The organism is Algoriphagus pacificus (assembly GCF_017254845.1).
Lineage (GTDB): Bacteria > Bacteroidota > Bacteroidia > Cytophagales > Cyclobacteriaceae > Algoriphagus > Algoriphagus pacificus.
Genome location: NZ_JAFKCU010000002.1, coordinates 1253961 through 1271347, shown reverse-complemented (window position 1 = coordinate 1271347; position 17387 = coordinate 1253961). Strand labels below are relative to the sequence as shown.

General features: G+C 39.5%; 14 protein-coding genes. 7 read left to right on the top strand and 7 right to left on the bottom strand.

Features of this window, described 5'->3' with window-relative positions; genetic code table 11:
• Positions 1–116: 116 nt before the first annotated feature.
• Both J0A69_RS12215 and J0A69_RS12210 read left to right on the top strand, forming a co-directional pair.
• Positions 117–1157 carry an alpha/beta hydrolase gene (locus J0A69_RS12215; protein ID WP_206586836.1) on the top strand — a complete coding sequence of 347 codons (1041 nt, stop codon included), beginning with the start codon at positions 117–119 and terminating at the stop codon, positions 1155–1157.
• Between the two features lie 42 nt (positions 1158–1199).
• Complete coding sequence (locus J0A69_RS12210) at positions 1200–2768, top strand: amidohydrolase family protein (protein WP_206586835.1); 1569 nt, start codon at positions 1200–1202, stop codon at positions 2766–2768.
• A 105-nt stretch (positions 2769–2873) separates the two neighbouring features.
• On the opposite strand, the gene J0A69_RS12205 is transcribed toward J0A69_RS12210, so the two are convergent.
• Positions 2874–3848 (bottom strand): tryptophan 2,3-dioxygenase family protein, encoded by a 975-nt coding sequence (locus tag J0A69_RS12205; RefSeq protein WP_206586834.1) that lies wholly within the window; start codon positions 3846–3848, stop codon positions 2874–2876.
• A 123-nt stretch (positions 3849–3971) separates the two neighbouring features.
• Here J0A69_RS12205 and J0A69_RS12200 point away from each other — a divergent pair, with 123 nt between their 5' ends.
• The 3 genes from J0A69_RS12200 (at position 3972) to J0A69_RS12190 (ending at position 6990) form a co-directional block, all read left to right on the top strand.
• Positions 3972–5168: an acyl-CoA dehydrogenase family protein gene (locus tag J0A69_RS12200; RefSeq protein WP_206586833.1), complete on the top strand. Its 1197-nt coding sequence runs from the start codon at positions 3972–3974 to the stop codon at positions 5166–5168.
• A 146-nt stretch (positions 5169–5314) separates the two neighbouring features.
• Positions 5315–5788 (top strand): hypothetical protein, encoded by a 474-nt coding sequence (locus J0A69_RS12195; RefSeq protein ID WP_206586832.1) that lies wholly within the window; start codon positions 5315–5317, stop codon positions 5786–5788.
• Positions 5789–5949: 161 nt separating this feature from the next.
• The gene (locus tag J0A69_RS12190; RefSeq protein ID WP_206586831.1) at positions 5950–6990 is read left to right on the top strand and encodes a serine hydrolase domain-containing protein; all 1041 of its coding nucleotides are present in this window, start codon (positions 5950–5952) and stop codon (positions 6988–6990) included.
• A gap of 14 nt (positions 6991–7004) precedes the next feature.
• Here J0A69_RS12190 and J0A69_RS12185 read toward each other — a convergent pair whose 3' ends face one another.
• From J0A69_RS12185 to J0A69_RS12175, 3 genes are all read right to left on the bottom strand, one after another.
• Positions 7005–7439 carry a hypothetical protein gene (locus tag J0A69_RS12185; RefSeq protein ID WP_206586830.1) on the bottom strand — a complete coding sequence of 145 codons (435 nt, stop codon included), beginning with the start codon at positions 7437–7439 and terminating at the stop codon, positions 7005–7007.
• Between the two features lie 87 nt (positions 7440–7526).
• Complete coding sequence (locus tag J0A69_RS12180) at positions 7527–11237, bottom strand: T9SS type A sorting domain-containing protein (protein WP_206586829.1); 3711 nt, start codon at positions 11235–11237, stop codon at positions 7527–7529.
• Positions 11238–11334: 97 nt separating this feature from the next.
• Positions 11335–12426, bottom strand: a complete 1092-nt coding sequence (locus J0A69_RS12175) for a DUF1573 domain-containing protein (RefSeq protein ID WP_206586828.1) — start codon at positions 12424–12426, stop codon at positions 11335–11337.
• Between the two features lie 69 nt (positions 12427–12495).
• Between J0A69_RS12175 and trpS the strand changes: the two genes are divergently transcribed.
• A complete protein-coding gene (gene trpS, locus J0A69_RS12170) occupies positions 12496–13470 on the top strand; it encodes a tryptophan--tRNA ligase (RefSeq protein ID WP_206586827.1) in 975 nt (324 codons plus the stop codon).
• 51 nt (positions 13471–13521) lie between these two features.
• On the opposite strand, the gene fabF is transcribed toward trpS, so the two are convergent.
• From fabF to J0A69_RS12155, 3 genes are all read right to left on the bottom strand, one after another.
• Positions 13522–14778: a beta-ketoacyl-ACP synthase II gene (gene fabF, locus J0A69_RS12165; protein WP_206586826.1), complete on the bottom strand. Its 1257-nt coding sequence runs from the start codon at positions 14776–14778 to the stop codon at positions 13522–13524.
• A 115-nt stretch (positions 14779–14893) separates the two neighbouring features.
• A complete protein-coding gene (locus J0A69_RS12160; protein WP_206586825.1) occupies positions 14894–15316 on the bottom strand; it encodes a hypothetical protein in 423 nt (140 codons plus the stop codon).
• Between the two features lie 76 nt (positions 15317–15392).
• Entirely contained in the window at positions 15393–16361 is a 969-nt protein-coding gene (locus J0A69_RS12155; RefSeq protein WP_206586824.1) for a zinc-dependent alcohol dehydrogenase family protein, read from the bottom strand.
• 123 nt (positions 16362–16484) lie between these two features.
• Here J0A69_RS12155 and J0A69_RS12150 point away from each other — a divergent pair, with 123 nt between their 5' ends.
• A complete protein-coding gene (locus tag J0A69_RS12150) occupies positions 16485–17252 on the top strand; it encodes an SDR family NAD(P)-dependent oxidoreductase (RefSeq protein WP_206586823.1) in 768 nt (255 codons plus the stop codon).
• The last annotated feature ends 135 nt before the right edge of the window (positions 17253–17387 follow it).

The window sequence follows — 17387 nt, the reverse complement described above, 5'->3', positions numbered from 1 at the left end:
ATATTCAGTTAAATAATTTAGAAATTAAGGTCAAAAAAGCCTCTTTGGTTTTTTAATTACCTGATAATATTCAGGAAGTAAAGTTTTTCATTTTCAATTTTTCAAATCTTATCAGAATGGTTAGCCATTATATCATCACAAACAGAGAAGTAACCTCCAGAAAGAGTAAAAGCTACATTTCAGTCAATGAAAAAGAGTATATGCGAATGGATGGAGATGAAGAAGCAAGACATAACCTACGCTATGGAACAGTGACTTTTGATCCTAAAAAGGCGAAAAAGCTCAAAGATTTTAAAATCCATATTATTCCTGAGGTAGATGAACCCACCTTGATTAAATACACCGATGGGGCGCCAATTAGCAAATCCAAATTCCCCTCTGGTCAAATATTCGAAGCTTTGTATAAGGCAGGAGTCCAAGCCAAGAAAAGGGAGGATATTTTGGTATTTGTCCATGGGTTTAAATCCGATCTGGAAACTGCCATGCAAACATTGGCAGAACTTCATAAAAAGTATGTGGAACCAGAGGACTCTCCTATTTGCCATATAGTCTTATTTACCTGGCCGGCCAAAAAGCAGATGCTCAAATACCGCTCGGATGCCTACGATGCCTCTCAATCCGGATTTGCTTTAGCAAGATCCATGGCAAGTTTGAGGGAGTATTTCAGAGAAAAACTGGTTAAAGACCGAAAGCCACTTTGCGAACAAAAAATCCATTTGCTATGCCATAGCATGGGAAATAGGGTTCTTGAAAACATGATTGCCGGGCTAGCGGATATAGGAATGGAGTTGCATTGCCTCTTTGGAGAAATCGTCTTGGTAGGTTCGGATATTGATTACGATGCCCTAGAAAGACCAAAACCCATGTATCGATTGATCGATTTAGGAGAACGAGTGCATGTTTATTTCCATAATAAAGATCAGGCTTTAGGAGTTTCTGAAGTTACTAAAAATGCTTTTAACAGGCTGGGAAGATGGGGTGCCAAAAACACCTTGAGTTTGCCAGATGATATTTATCAATGTGATGTCACAGATATCAATGACGATGATGGACTATTACATGAAGTCATTCATCATTGGTACTACACCAATTCCGAATCTGTTGTAAAAGATATTACGGCTGTTTTTTGGGGAGGTAAATCAGTTTTCAATTTTTAAACTAGAAAAATGAGATTTTCTGATCTGCACTGCCATAATCATATGCGCGCACATTTCTGGATGCAGGAACAGCGCAAACGCTTCGAGAGAAGAAATGAATTCAGCCCTTGGACTGTCATTGCCTCCAATCGAAAAGGATACCTCAAAGGAAAAATGGGAGCATCCTATAGCCAAACGGATCTTGTAAAAGCCTGGAACGGTAACCTAAGACTAACTTTCAATTCTCTATATCCACTTGAAAAATCATTTGTCAAAGGATTTAAACCCACTGTAGGAGAAGATAAATGGTCCCGATTTCTGATTGCATATGCTACTTCGCACAAGCTCCCACTGAGGGATTTTATCCAGACGGCTTATATGAGGATCCCAGATGAAGCAGTGGATTATTTCCAGTCTACTGCCTATGATTATTGGGAGTCTTTGAATCGGGAGATGGAATTTGTAACCAAGGATTCCAGAAAGCGAATCAGGAAAAATGAAGTATTCACTCCGGGTTTGGCGAGAAGAATTTTTGAATCTGAAAGAAACAGAAAAAGCGAATTCCCAAGGGAAATGGTGGCCCTAGATGCCTGCTATCATATCCCTCTGAGTCCGGAAGACCTGGCAAAATCCATTGAGGATGACAATGAAATCACTATGGTTTTGACCATTGAAGGTGCTCATTCATTGGGAACCGATCGTGCGACAATTGCAGAAGTTTCCCGAAGGGTACAGCATATCAAAAAGGAATGGCCAACTCCGGTTTTCTTTATCACTTTCGCCCATCACTTTAACAACAAACTTTGTGGACATGCCCATTCCATTCCAGATAAAGGAAAAGCTTTGTTGGATCAGACAGAAAACCTCAATCAGGGCTTTAATGATAATGGTCGTAGGATTCTTAGAGAATTTCTAGGTCTGAATAAAAAGCTGGAGAAGGATGAAAATCTTGGCTATAGAATTCTGATCGATGTAAAGCACATGAGTGCAAGATCAAGAAAAGAGTATTATGAGGAAGTGGTAATTCCTTGTATCGAAAAGGGAGATGTTATTCCTGTGATTGGCTCACATTGCGGTTATTCTGGGATTTCAACCTTGGAAAAACATATTGAAAGAATGCCTCAGGAGGTGGATGATTTTTGTGATGATTCGGGACTTTTCAATTGTTGGAACATCAATCTTTGTGATGAAGACATTGAAATCATCGTGAAGACCGGAGGGTTGTTTGGACTTTCTTTTGACCAACGCATCTTAGGAATTACGGATAAGGACAAAGATTCTAAAAGAAACGGCATCCAACTCTTATGGGAAAACATAGAGGGAATCGTCAGAAGTGCTTATTCCAGCCAAAATCTGACAGAGGAAGAAAAACCAAACATTTGGAAATGCATTACTATTGGAACCGATTTAGAAGGATTAATTGATCCTGTAAGCCCCTATCCTACAGTTTTGGAGTTTGAGGTATTTGCTGGAAATCTCATTTTTGAAATAGAACAGGCACGCAAATCCGGTGATAAAAAATACTTGTCTCATTTAACCTCTTTGGAGGATGTCAGGGCCGCTGTCGAAGATTTTTGTTTTAATAATGCAGCTGCATTTGTGAAAAAGCATTACCCGAGAAAATCACTTTAAAAACAAGTCATTTCTAAAGAGTAATTCCATCCCATTAATAGGCAGGAAAATCAAATTTGCTTTCCTGCCTATATTGAATTGGAGCGTTATGATACGGTTTCTTTCTTAATATTTCCCTGGGGTATCATCTCCAAAAATTTCTTTGACAACCCATCCTTTTCCCCACTCATCCTTTTCCTGCTCAGACCATAGTTCAGGATAAAAAATAACTTTTTGAAAGCGTGGAGGAAGGTATTTTTGCCAGTTAGTTCCACCTGTTGCAGCGATATCTACAGGATCTTTCTGCAGGTATCTCACAGCTGATTTGTAATGTGCCAAAGGCCAAAAAACATTTGCTTTCAAATCGAACTGCTTCATTGCTTCTATAAGCTCATCCGATTTATCGGTACAGTCTATATATTTCTGCCAGAGATTTTTACGTCTATACTGCTCAATTATTTCTTTAAGCTTTTTCCCGTACTTAATTTCAAAGTTTTTGAGCGTTAGAGTCTTTTCCCCTGTTGCCAATTCAATCGCTCCCTGCTGCCAATACAAATGCTCAAAAAGATCATCAGCAGGACTATGGTAATCATGCTCATGTCTATTCTTAAGCGCAACCAGATTAAAAGCATCAGCCGCCATTAATTCTATTTCCCGATACTGGGCAGATTGAAACCCACTGGAAGGTAAAAGCGACATTCTGAATTTCAGGAATTGCTCTCTTTCCATTCCTTTCCACATCATCGCAAAAGAACTGATCAGATGATCAAAATACATATTGATGCGCTCCAATCTGGAAATAAAGAAATCAGCAGAAATCGGTTCTTGGATCGAGATCTGTTCTATTTCAGAAATAATCAATTTGAAATAGAGCTCCGTGATCTGATGATAGATGATAAAAATCTTTTCGTCTGGAAAGGATGTTTTTGGTTGCTGAAGGGATAGTAAAACGTCTAGATTGATGTATTCCCAATAGGTTAAATAATCCGCATATAACAAACCTTCCAGGTAGGACAGCATATCTTGACCCGAAGCTTTGAACTTACTTTGAAGCTGCTCAATCTTATCCAGGATTTTTGGGTCAAATTGGTCTTGGTTCATCTGTATTTTATTTAAAAAAGATAGACTTTTCGAGAGCAATCTATTTACTTCGAGAAAGTCAGAAGTTTTTGACAGGACAAAAATCACTGATTCATACTAATTAACCAAAATACCAGGAAAGCAATGGCAATCCAAAAATCCCAAAAGCAAGACCTTTTTGAAGGAGTTGATTTCCTTCAAGTCGATGATTTACTGACAGAAGAGCATCTTTTGATCAGAAGTTCGATGCGTGATTTTGTCAAAAAAGAAATTTCACCTTATATAGAAGATTGGGCACAAAGAGCTCATTTCCCAACAGAAATAGTTAAAAAATTCGGAGATGTTGGAGCCTTTGGTCCTCAGATACCGGAAGAGTATGGCGGCGGCGGCTTGGATTACATCGCCTATGGATTGATCATGCAGGAGATTGAGCGTGGTGACTCTGGAATGAGATCTACAGCCTCAGTTCAGGGTTCATTGGTGATGTATCCCATTTATAAGTTCGGATCAGAGGAGCAACGCAAAAAGTACCTTCCCAAGCTTGCATCTGGAGAGATGCTAGGATGTTTTGGCTTGACTGAACCCGATCATGGTTCCAATCCGAGTGGGATGGTGACCAATTTCAAAGATATGGGAGACCATTACTTGCTGAATGGAGCAAAAATGTGGATTTCGAATTCACCTCAGGCAGATATTGCGATAGTTTGGGCCAAAAATGAGGAAGGCCGAATCCATGGGTTGATCGTGGAACGTGGAATGGAAGGATTCACCACGCCGGAAACTCATGGTAAATGGTCGCTTCGGGCTTCCTGCACCGGAGAATTGGTTTTTGATAATGTGAAAGTGCCAAAGGAAAATCTTCTTCCTGGCAAATCAGGTTTGGGTGCTCCACTGATGTGCTTGGATTCTGCACGATTTGGAATAGCCTGGGGAGCGATCGGAGCTGCGATGGATTGTTACGAGTCTGCGAGAAAGTATGCTGCTGAGCGCATCCAATTCGGTAAACCAATAGCTGGTTTTCAACTCGTACAGAAGAAGCTCTCTGAAATGCTTACCGAAATCACTAAAGCCCAGCTACTAGCCTGGAAAGTCGGCAAGATGATGAATGAGGGAAAAGCTAAAACTGTCCATATCTCTATGGCCAAGCGCAACAATGTGGAAATGGCGCTTAACATCGCCCGTGAAGCAAGACAAATCCATGGTGGAATGGGCATTACAGGAGAATATCCGATTATGCGTCATATGATGAACTTGGAATCGGTGATTACTTACGAAGGCACACATGATATTCACTTGCTAATCTTGGGTCAGGAGATTACTGGGATTCCTGCTTTTGTGTGAGGTTTTTAACCGCGGAGGGCACGGAGGTATTCAATAAGAGAAAGAAAAGTTAACCTAATTTTAAAATAAGTGTATTCGGAGTAAGATATATTATTTAAACGATAAAAGTTTCGTTTTTAAATAAATTGGTGTGCATTGAAAAACCGTTGAAACAAACTATCTACATATTTACAACTTGGGCTTTCTTAAACAGCTTGACTTTTCAAGACAAGTATATTGATCCAACCGGAACATATGGCCTAAATAGCGAGACCACAAAAGATGGAGACGATATCTACACCTACTTTGGACAAATACAAGTAAAACGATTAAATGAAAAACAAATAGTTATGACTTTCATGGTTAGCAAAGGCGCTCCAAGTTATAATTCAGGTTCCTTCGTTGACACCTTGGACTACCATGTTAACAAGGCAATTTATGTTGATCCTGAACTTGACCCAAGTTGTAAAATAACATTCGACTTCACTGAAAAGGGAGTGACTGTTAAAGAGAAAACAGACAATTACAACTTTGGATGTGGTTTCGGACATGCAGTAGTAGCAGATGGATTTTTCAATAAGACATCGCCAGATGAACCTGAACTTAGACACCCTTTGACAGGTGAAAAAATTGAATTTTAATAGAAAACAATGCCACGCCAACATCGGCTATAGCAAATGAGGACTGACTGCTGAAAAATGAAGATATTACAACTAAAAACATTCGGTCAGGCGGACAATGATTCTGTTTCAAAACCCCGCACTTGCTATAGCTGGGCCATTAATTCCATTTTATTCATAAAATGCTCTCCCCCAAAATCAAACAAACACTCCGAATCCTATTTATTCTTGCAAGCATAGGTTCCTTGTATTTTGTTCCATGGCCTTTGGTGAAAGCTTGGATAGTACCCTTACCCGACTCCGTTCAGGAACAATTGGAAGAGGGAGTTGAGCAGGGCTTTGATGGAATGATTGTTTACGTGGATCAAGGCGGTAAGTCCCCAGAGTTTTATGCCGCTGGATGGCATGATAGGGAAAAGAAAATAGTGGCATATCCACAAGCGCTATTTAAGATCGCCAGTATCACCAAGCTTTATGTTGCAGTTTCTGTTGCTAAACTGGTCAAAGATGGGCGCTTGTCTTTGGATAAAACTCTTGCCGAATACTTTCCGGAACTGGCTGGAAGAATTGAGTATTCAGATAGAATCACACTTAGAATGATGGCGCAGCATCGATCTGGCATTCCCAATTATGTAGATCATCCCGACTACTGGACCAACCCTCCAAGCAACAAACAAGAGACTCTGGATTACGCATTGGATCTGCCCGCCGACTTTGAACCCGGTGAAAGCTATGGCTATTCGAATACGAATTACATGTTGATCTCTGATCTCATTGACAAAACCGTTGGCTATCCTCATCAGCAATTTATCCGGGAGGAGATTTTGACACCGCTTGGACTGAAGAACACCTACACTTCGCTTAGTGAGGTGGATATGAATGAAGTAATGAGTGGGTATTATGTGGGAGTTGACCAAGACTTCAAGACGGAAGACACTGGCTTAATGCTCGCTACCGCGGAAGATGTAGGCATTTTCCTACGGGCATTAAATGATGGTTCAGTGTTTAAGGAAGGCGAACAACAGATCTATTCAGAGATTTATGTATATGAACATACCGGTTTGCTTCCAGGGTATCAGAGTATCGCCAAGTACCACAAGGACATTGATACCGTCATTATCCAGTTTAACAATACTACCAACTTTGATGGCTATGATTGGAGCTTGGCAGAAATCATCTACAATCGTGTGCTGAAAATTGTGAGAAATGGAAGAGAGAAATAAAAATCAATTCACTGCTATTCTTCTAGTTCCTCAGGAAGTTTCATCCAAGCAGTAGCCATACCTTTCACAGTTCCATTGGTACACTCACGACACATATTGGTTTGAGTTTGCACCAGTTCGTCATTAATATATAAATTGACAGTCAGGTCCTGAGAGTTCTCTCTTTGAGTTGCATTATCGCAGGCTGGACATTCTGCTGTTCCATGAATTGTCACTATAATCGGTGAAACTTTCGGTTCAAAGCTGTATTTCCATCCGCTAGGAACTGGTCCTCCATTCAAATCAAAAGTATTTATTCTTTGCCCGTTCTCATCATCAAATTCTCCATACCAGGCCGCTCCACCTGAGGTAATTACCTCATAGGTAACTTTGATTACTGGGTCTTCATCTTCACTACATCCTAAAATCAGGCATGAAAAAAGCATTAAAAGGCATGAAATTCTCTTCATAGGGATTGTTATTTTGGTTAACTGATATAATCCCTACGGTAGGTGTTTTCTAAACGCAACAGAAGAAGCCTATTTAAAACAAATATCCTACTTCACTTTAACTATTCTACCTAAAAATATACTGTTATCGGTACTATTTACAGTGATTATATACGTTCCATTTGCCAAACTTGAAATCTCCATGCCAAGACGAGTAGCACTTTGATTCAGTAGTTTGATTTGCCCAGAGACATTTTTTCCATTCAGATCATAAACCTGCCAAGAGTTTGTTTCAAATTCAAGATCTCCGGTAGCCTCGACAAGAACTTCAGATTCAACTGGATTTGGATAAATCTTTAATTCCCGAGATAGAATCTCAGAAGGCAATATCCCTGAAATAGTTACTTCTATTGGACCTAATTTGGATTTACAACCTGCTTCATTTGTGATTTCCACTGTGTAAATACCCATTTGATTTAAGGTAATTGCCCTTTTTGTTTCTCCAGGAATCAATTCCCCATTTCTATACCATTGGTATTGGAAGCCTTCAGGAGCCCGAAGAATATTTCCATCCTGAACAATTTCTCCAGTTGGTTTTTGTAAGGTTTTAACTTCCAGTTTTTCCGATTCAAACAAACAACCTCCAGCATATCTGATTACTGCATGATACACCCCTCCTTCCTCAATCAGTAATTCTTTTCCTGTTTGCCCTGATATTTCAACGCCATTTCTTCTCCATCTTACCACTTCGAATGTTGCATCGCTTTGCAAAGTCAGGGTTTGATTGGTACCAATGCAGATTTCCTGTGGTCCAGAAATTACTACCGGAGATGAAGTGTAACCTTTTACTTTAACTATGGCAGTTTTTTCAGAGACATTTCCAGCAAAATCGACCGCTCGGACTTCCACTTGGATCTCTTTACCAACAGACTCACAATTGAGAGAAGTTTTATTGATAGTCAGTTCTTTGATTCCACAGTTATCAGAGCTCGATATTAAAAAATCGGCTGCTTTCAAAGGCATCTCTCCCTTCGTTAAATCAAATTCAATTTCAATATTCTTGGTAACCAAAACCGGTTTGGAATTATCTTGGACGATCACCAAAACTTGTTCAGTCCACTCTTTTCCTTTGGTATCTTTGATAGTGATGGTAACAGGGTTTTCACCCAAATCTTCACAGGTAAATAGAGTTTGGCTAAAGGAAATTATCAAATCACCTGAAGGAGTACTTGTGAAAACTTTGCTGATTGAAAGCTCGGCCTTCCCATTTTCGTTTAGCACCAACTCAACTTTCTCTTTTACCGCAGGATAAGGTTTTTCTGAGGTAGCTGAAAAACTTACTTCTTTTATAGCTGAAAAAACCGGACAGCCATTTGTAGGTAAAATTTTCGCTTTATAAACTCCAGATTGTGTCACAGTCAGGATCTTAGAGTCTGAGGTAGAAATCAAATCCTCTCCCTTATACCATCCTAGCACTTGATAAGAGAATTCTGAACCAAGTTCCAGTTTGATTTCGGAACCTTCAGTCGCAGTACCAGGACCTTGCAAGCTTATTTTTTTACTTTCTGTTTTTTCGATTGTTACTGTGGTACTACCCGAAATGCTATTCCCTGATTTGTCCTTCACAGTCACTTCAACTTTTATCGGCTGATTTAAATCCTCGCAACCAATTGTTTTCGGGGAATAAATAATCTCTAGATCATCCCCACAGTTATCAGAAACTGAAGCTATAATGTGCTCCCTTTTTATTTCAAATTGTTTAAATGCCGTTACGTCCAAGGTTCCTTTAAACTCTTTCAGAGTCATACTTGGCTTGAGATCATCCACAACTGTTACTTTGATGACTCCTTCCCATTTGACTACTCCTTCTGATTTGACTTTTAAGATCACTTCCTTAAGCCCAAGGTCAGCACAGGAATAGGTAGAGGATCTAGATAAATCGTAGGTATAGTCAGCTGAATAGCCCGAAATAAAGTATTCCGAAATAGCAGGAGTTACGTTGCCGTCCTCTCCTAATTTTACGGTCAGATTTTCTTTGAAAACTGGCGCAGCCTCACTTGTTCTTAGTGGGATTTTTAATTGAATTTCATCTTTATAAACCCTTCTTTCAACCTTCACCAGATTGTAATTCTGATCCAAAACAGGAAAAGCATAAACTGGCGTAAAATTGATCAATGCAAACTGATCCGACCCTTCGGAAATTTTCTCAAGGTTAACCTCGAGATGTCCATAATGCTTTCCTCCATCTACTAATACCGGATTTGCTCCGCTAGTATCCCAAATTTCAGGTTCACTCTGGTCTGCAGTCCATTTTCGATAGGGATTGTAATCCAAAGTGTTCAAGGGATTTCCCAACCAATCTCTCTTTTCCCCTCTCATTCCATCCCCAGCTACTCCCACATCATAATACATGATACCCTTGCCATCTCCATCCTCATCGACAAAACTTCTTTCGAAAAGCTCATCGTGACCTGAAAAAACTGCGATGACTCCATATTGCTCAAGCAAAGGATTCAAGACTCTAAGCGGTGTTCCTACTTGTCCAATTGACAATTCATGGTTTAACGGAACACCATGCTCACCAGATGAAAATGCGATATGATGATATTGTACAAATATCAGTTGCCCTGATTCATTGGCCTCTTTTAAGTTTGATTCCAGCCATTCGTACTGAGCCGAACCAGGACCAAAACTGCTTAAATCATTTCCTCCTGCACCTTTGTACTGGGATTCGGTATAATTCTCTTGAGTGTCAGTTCCTGGAACTGTGTATTCCTTTCCTTTCAACTTGGTTTGCCCCTCAAAATCAGCGGCTGTTTGATCTGGAGTTCCGTTGCTGGAATCTATGGTTAATACAGTAATTGGTCCGTAATCAGCTCTAAAGTAACTCTGTCGATGCTTTTGTAAAGGATCTTCTACTGGAGTTTCAAAATAAGCATGAAAGCGACTTCTACTCAAAACTGGTAAGAAAGCTCCTCTTTCATTGGTACCATAACCCCCATTGATAGCCCCATAGGACTCCCAGTTTCCTAAAGCAGGGATGATGGCATACTTGGATAAACCTTTTCCTTTTTCACCAGCATTTTGTCTAAAAAACTCATCCCAACCCGGGAGATATCCAGCTCCCTGAACCAAATCACCCGGCATTACTATAAAATCTGGATTTCGGTTATTGATAATTTTGAGGTTCTCAGCATACCCAACTTCCTCAGTCAACATGTAATTAGGAAGTTCAATACCTTGCTCCACTGTGCTTCCAAACTTCTGTTTCCACAATTCAGGAACAGTAGTGATAGGACGGAAAAGTGGCGTTCCCGGATACCAGGCTCGATTTGTCACTCTTCCTCTGGGGTCAGTTTCTGAATCTGCCAATGCAAAAAATCTGATCTTATCCCAGTTATCCCGACTAGGAGGAGATTTAAATTCGGAAGAAAAGCTTTGCCCCCCAAGTTCAACGGTATAAGTTATTGCTTTATTGGGTGGTAAGGTGATTTGAACTTGATATTTGAAGGACTCTTCGCTCCCAATCCAACTTCCTTGTTCCAACCCTACCAAAACCTGATTCTTTTCAGCATTGGTATAATATAGTTCGGGCATCGATTTGCCCTCGACACTTTTACTCAAAATTGTGTTTCCTGCATCATCCAAAACCTTAATCGAACTGGATGTCAAGGAATTACTAAACCAGGTTATTTGAACTTTCCCTTGGTTATAGAACTGTAAATACGGGTAAATCCGGAAAGGATTTACTTCAAAAAATTTCCAAGCCGATCCAAAAAAGAAGGCTGCAAATACAAGAAATAGGATCCTTTTGGTCATAACTTAAAAAGTTCATGAGAATAATTTAAAGCTACTCGCTATTCTTCAATCCTCAAATAATTTCAAAAAAAATACTGATATCCTGAGGGTTAAATGCTTACTCAATCCTACTCTTTAGAATAAACAATTGTACTGGATTTACAGGGTCATTGCTAAATAGATAGATGTTTCTTTGATCAATTCCTTTTCGGCCACTAGGGTCGAAAGTAATTTTCAAATCAATGCTTTCCCCAGGATTTATGCTGGTCTTGGCAATTTCTAATTGCAGACAATCACAATTACCCTGAATCTTCCTGATTTCGAGAATTTGCTGGCCCTTGTTTGTAATGCTCACAACTCGATTTTGAATCGATTTTGAAGAAATTTCCTTCAAATCAATTTCTTTATTACCCAAGTTCAACTGAGGAACAACATTTAATTCATCTTTAGAAAAAGGAGGGAAATATTCAAAAACTTCCGCAACAACGGAAACCGGAATCACCGAAGTGGAATCCCAAGCCACTGCAAAATAATCCTCAAAAAAACCTAGATCATTTTTCAGTTTTCCATCATAGACTACTTGAAGCAAACCTCTTTCCTGTGGTCTTATAAATTCCTGAACCTGTGAAACTTGTATAAATTCAGGTGAATTAAAAATCAGGCTATCCGCATACAAATTTGAACTGCCAAAATTGTAAAACTCAAGCATTTTAATTTTGGGTTCATTCGTAAAAACTTCACCCATATTTAGCTTTGGTAATCGGAAACCTACATTTTCTTTGACAACAGGGTAAGCTTTTTCTGGAACTTCAGGATAAGGAATTGCGATACCCTCTAAAAACAAAGTATCCTGAGTATCCTGCAAATTCCCTTTCACCACTATCATGCGGTTAAAATAACCTGCTGCAGAAACAGGATCAAAAGCCACCTTCAGCTGTCCTTTCTCTCCTACTTGTAGAGTATCTTTTGTAAAATCTACAGTAGTACACCCACAATCTGACCAAACGTCCTCAATGTAAAATAGAGAATCTTGTGTATGGGTGAATTCGTAAGTGGCATATTGAGTTCCTTGTTCCTCAAAAACAGTCCCCAAATCCACTTTATTCACAGTCCAAATTAATTTTGGAACCACAGGGCTCTGAGCCTGAATGGCTTGTGAAAAAAGCAATAAAACAGCGGTAAATAGGAATGAAGAATGATTTCTGCTCATGTCGCAATTAACGCATAATTTCAAACGGATTATATGCTGATTTACTTAATTTGCGTCAAAATTAAACAAATGGCAAGAGTACTGACAGGCATTCAGAGTAGCGGAAGACCCCATTTGGGAAACATCCTTGGGGCCATTGTCCCTGCTATTGAATTGATCCAACAAAACCAAGAGGAGTCCTTTATTTTCATTGCGGACATGCATTCCTTGACGAGTACCAAAAATGGTGAAATCAGGAAAGAAAATACGCTAGCAGTAGCAGCAGCATGGCTGGCATTTGGCTTAGATATAAATAAAACGGTTTTCTACAGACAATCAAGAAGACCTGAAGTAGCAGAACTGACCTGGTACTTAAGCTGCTTTACACCTTATCCAATGCTTGCAAATGCGCATAGCTTCAAGGATAAATCAGACCGTCTTTCTGATGTCAATGCTGGACTGTTTACATATCCTGTTCTTATGGCCTCGGATATCTTGCTTTATTCGGCAGATTTGGTACCTGTGGGAAAAGATCAGATGCAGCATTTGGAAATGACTCGTGACATCGCTTCTACATTCAATAGAATCATGGAGGAAGAGATTTTGACTATTCCTGAGGCTAGAATTTCAGAGGCTGTAAAAACCATTCCGGGAACGGATGGTCAAAAAATGAGTAAATCCTACAATAATTTCATAGACATTTTCCTTCCAGAAAAGCAATTAAAGAAGAACGTCAATAGCATTATTACTGACAGCACTCCTTTGGAAGAGCCTAAGGATCCAGACACCTGTAATGTTTATAAACTTTATAGTCTGATCGCAAGCCAAGAGCAAACCTTAGAGATGAGGGGAAAATACCAAGGAGGCAATTATGGCTATGGACATGCGAAGAAGGAATTTTTCGAACTCATTCTGACCAAGTATCAAAAAGAGCGGGAATTATTTAATTTCTACATGGAAAATCCTGCTGAAATAGAAAGTAAACTAGCTGCTGGAGAAGAAAAAGCCAAAGCTGTGGCAGAACCAATCCTCTCGAAAGTCAGGGAAAAGCTTGGTTTCAGCTAATAAAAAAGCTGCTTTATCACAAAAGCAGCTTTTTTATTTTTTAACCTAAAATCAATCTTTGAATTCCTGAAATATGACGGTTGCATTGTGACCACCAAATCCAAAAGTATTGCTCAAGGCAACTTTGACTTTTTTGCTTAATGCTTCCTTGTACACAATCTCGATATCAGAAGGAATATTCGGATCCAGATTTTCAGTATTAATCGTAGGTGGAATTACTCCATCTTTGATAGCCATTACACTAAAAATAGCCTCTATTGCTCCAGCAGCACCTAAAAGATGGCCTGTCATTGATTTGGTGGCAGAAATATGTAATTTGTTTTTCTCTCCGTTACACAGCTTGGAAATCGCTTTGGTTTCGCTGACATCGCCTAATGGAGTAGAGGTTGCATGCGCGTTAATGTAATCCACATCCTGTACAGTCAAACCAGCTTCTTCCAGCGCAAATTTCATGCATTGAAACGCTCCTAAACCTTCCGGATGAGTAGCGGTCATATGATATGCATCGGCAGTCATCGCAGCTCCAACTACTTCTGCATAAATCTTTGCTCCTCGTTTTTTGGCATGATCATATTCCTCCAGAATCAAAGCCGCTGCCCCTTCTCCCATCACAAATCCGTCCCTTTCGACATCAAATGGTCTTGAAGCAATCAATGGGTTTTCATTTCTGGTAGAAAGTGCTTTTAATGCTCCAAACCCACCAATGGAAGCTTCTGTAATTGGAGCTTCAGAACCTCCAGTTAAGATAACTTTTGCTTTTCCCCATTTGATATAGTTAAAAGCATCCATGATGGCACTGTTGGAAGTGGCACAGGCTGAAACAGGAGCAAAATTGATCCCCATCATTCCATATTTCATGGATATTAATCCTGAAGCCATATTTCCCAGGAATTTGGGAATAAAGAATGGGTTGAACCTGGGGTTTGAATCATTTTCCACAAATTCCCTCATTTCCTTTTCGAAGGTATTCATTCCACCTTGGCTAGTTCCCCAGATCACCCCTGCATCAAAGGGAGAATCCAACCTATCGATTTCTAAACCAGCATCTTCCATGGCCTCAGCAACTGCGTAAAGACCATATTGAGTGTATAAATCCGCTCTTTTGATCTCATTCCTATCCAATCTTGAACTAGGGTCAAAGCCGATCAGTTGGGATGCAAACTGAGTTTTGAATTTCTCCGCATTAAAATAAGTAATGGGACCTGCACCGCTTTTTCCTTGGATGGCATTTGACCAATTGGAAGAAACATCATTGCCTAAGGCAGATAGGGCTCCCAAGCCTGTGATTACTACTCTTTTTGAATTCATTTTTAGCAATAAATCAGGATAAATCCTGTGTTGAATGAAAAAACCCGGCTTTCTGCCAGGTTCTTCCTCTATTCTTATCAAAGTTCGGATTCAGTAATCCGAATCATTTCTCTTCTTACCTGCTTCTCCAAAGAACCTTCAATGGATTACCATTGATTATCATCAGAAATCTTACTGGATTTGGCACCAAAACCAACCGAACATCCTGTCTATCAAACTGGTCCGATTCAATAGGCACTCCTTCTCTACCTACAACTTCATAGCTTACAATTCCATTTGCATCTGGTAGCAAAGGTTTGTATTTATTCGCTAAATAGGCTGTTGGCAACAAAATATCTGTGTCAGATTTCAAAACTGAATAGATCTTCTCCAATTCCTTCTCCAGAACATCTTCATAATCAGCATTGAAGTCATCTTCTAAATCATGAAGTTCTTCTTCCAAATCATCATACATGGCATCACTGTAGTCCATTTCAGCCAGTTGATTTCTTTTTTCTACAATTTCGGTGAGCTCTCTATCTAGCTTATCCCAATTCATTCCTTCTTGATTTTTTGTTTATTAAAATGCAAAGATGGGCATTCTCTTTTTTTATGCCCTACATATTTCAAAGAAATTAACTGATCAGGAGAATTTTCCCATTTCGTCCAGCTTTTTCATATGCTTTTAAGGCTTCAGCAAATTCCTCTAATGGGTACTTTCCGGCAATATCTATTTTAGAGTCCTCATTCATCAGGAATTTGAATACTTGGGCAAAAGCATTTTTTCTGTCTTCTGGCTTGGCATTCATCATCCAATCAGTCAACCAAAAACCTTCCATTCGCAAAGCTTTGAAGATCATCAATCCACTATTCAAAGGAATATTTTCCATACTAAGAGCTCCAAAAACCATCAATAAGCCACCTTTCCTCAAAGAGGACAAAGCTTTGGCACCAAGAATCCCACTCACCGCATCAAATGCAACATGCACTCCTCCATCGGTAAAAGAAGTGATTACTTGTTGAACTTTTTCTTTTTCTGAATTTACTACCAAATCAGCCCCAAGCTCTTGAAGCAATGACTTTTGTTCTTCATGTCGAACGGTGCATATTACCTTTATTCCTTTTGCCTTTGCCATTTGAATTGCAAATTTCCCGAAGGCAGAAGCTCCTGCCGTAATTAACAACCAATCTCCGGCTTGCAATCCTGATTGTTCGATCATACAAAAAGCTGTCATGGGATTGACAAATGCCTGACACGCCACTTCAAAAGACATCCCATCAGGAATAGGAATGACAGCTGAAGCTGGGACAGCAACATATTCTCTCCAAGTACCGGCAGCTGTAAGCATCACCCGATCTCCTTTCTTAAATTTTCCTTCCTGATCAGGAATTTCCACTATCCCACTTGCTTCAAAACCAGCACTACTTGGGAATTTAGGACTGATACCATACCTCCCGCGAATAAACATTAGATCTGCTGGATTGATATTTCTGGCTTTCACTTGAATCAAAACTTCTTCGGGTTTTGGCTGGGGCACTTCAGATTTGATGAGCTTCAAAACATCCAATGGCATTCCTACCTGTTCAAAAATGACTTCTTTCATGGCTTCCTTATTTAATATCAATCGATTGAAATTATTTAAATAAAACTATGGATATATTCTGAAGGTCTACTTCTCTCCCCCATTTTTTTATATCTTAAGGCTTCCTATAAAACCGCATCTACCATGGATTTATCAAAAGTTTTTTCTTTAGATGGCAAAGTGGCTTTAATCACTGGAGCCAGTAAGGGAATCGGCCTTGCCATCGCCGAATTTTTTGCAGCTGCCGGAGCTAAGGTTGTTTTAAGCAGCAGAAAACAAGAAGATCTTGATGAACAGGCAAATCGCCTAAAAAGTAAAGGTTATGAGGCTATAGGAATTGCCTGTAATGTTGGAAATATTGGAGAGCTGCAAGGTCTGGTAGATAAATCGGTAGAAACTTATGGCCAATTGGATATATTGGTAAATAACGCTGGCACAAATCCAATTTTTGGTCCTATTCACGAAACCACTCTGGAAGCTTTTGATAAAATCATGGCAGTCAACGTCAAAGCACCCTTTGAATTGAGCAGGCTATGCTTCCCACACCTAAGGAAGTCATCTTCTGCCTCTGTTATCAATATCAGTTCGATTGGGGGATTGTCACCAGAACCAGGCTTAGGAGTTTATAGCATCAGCAAAGCAGCCTTGATTTCTATGACGAAAGTTTATGCCAAAGAATGGGGTGACTCCAAAATCAGGGTGAACGCAATTTGCCCGGGGTTGATTAAAACCAAATTTTCGGAAGCACTTTGGTCAAATGAGAAAATCATGGACTATATGCTAAAGCAGCTTGCTATCAAACGAGTGGGAAGCTCAGAAGAAATTGCAGCATTGGCATTATTTCTTGCCTCTCCAGGATCATCTTATACAACTGGTGCTGTTATGACAGCAGATGGAGGCTTTACCATTTAATATTCAGAAGCTTAAATCGACTAATTTATTAATTATAAAAAGATTTTTATTCGTTTTTCATGCTTTGAAATAACTTTTTTTCAGGATGAAATTTTTCTTTTTAAATCCAAAAACATAGTCCAACACGTACATGTT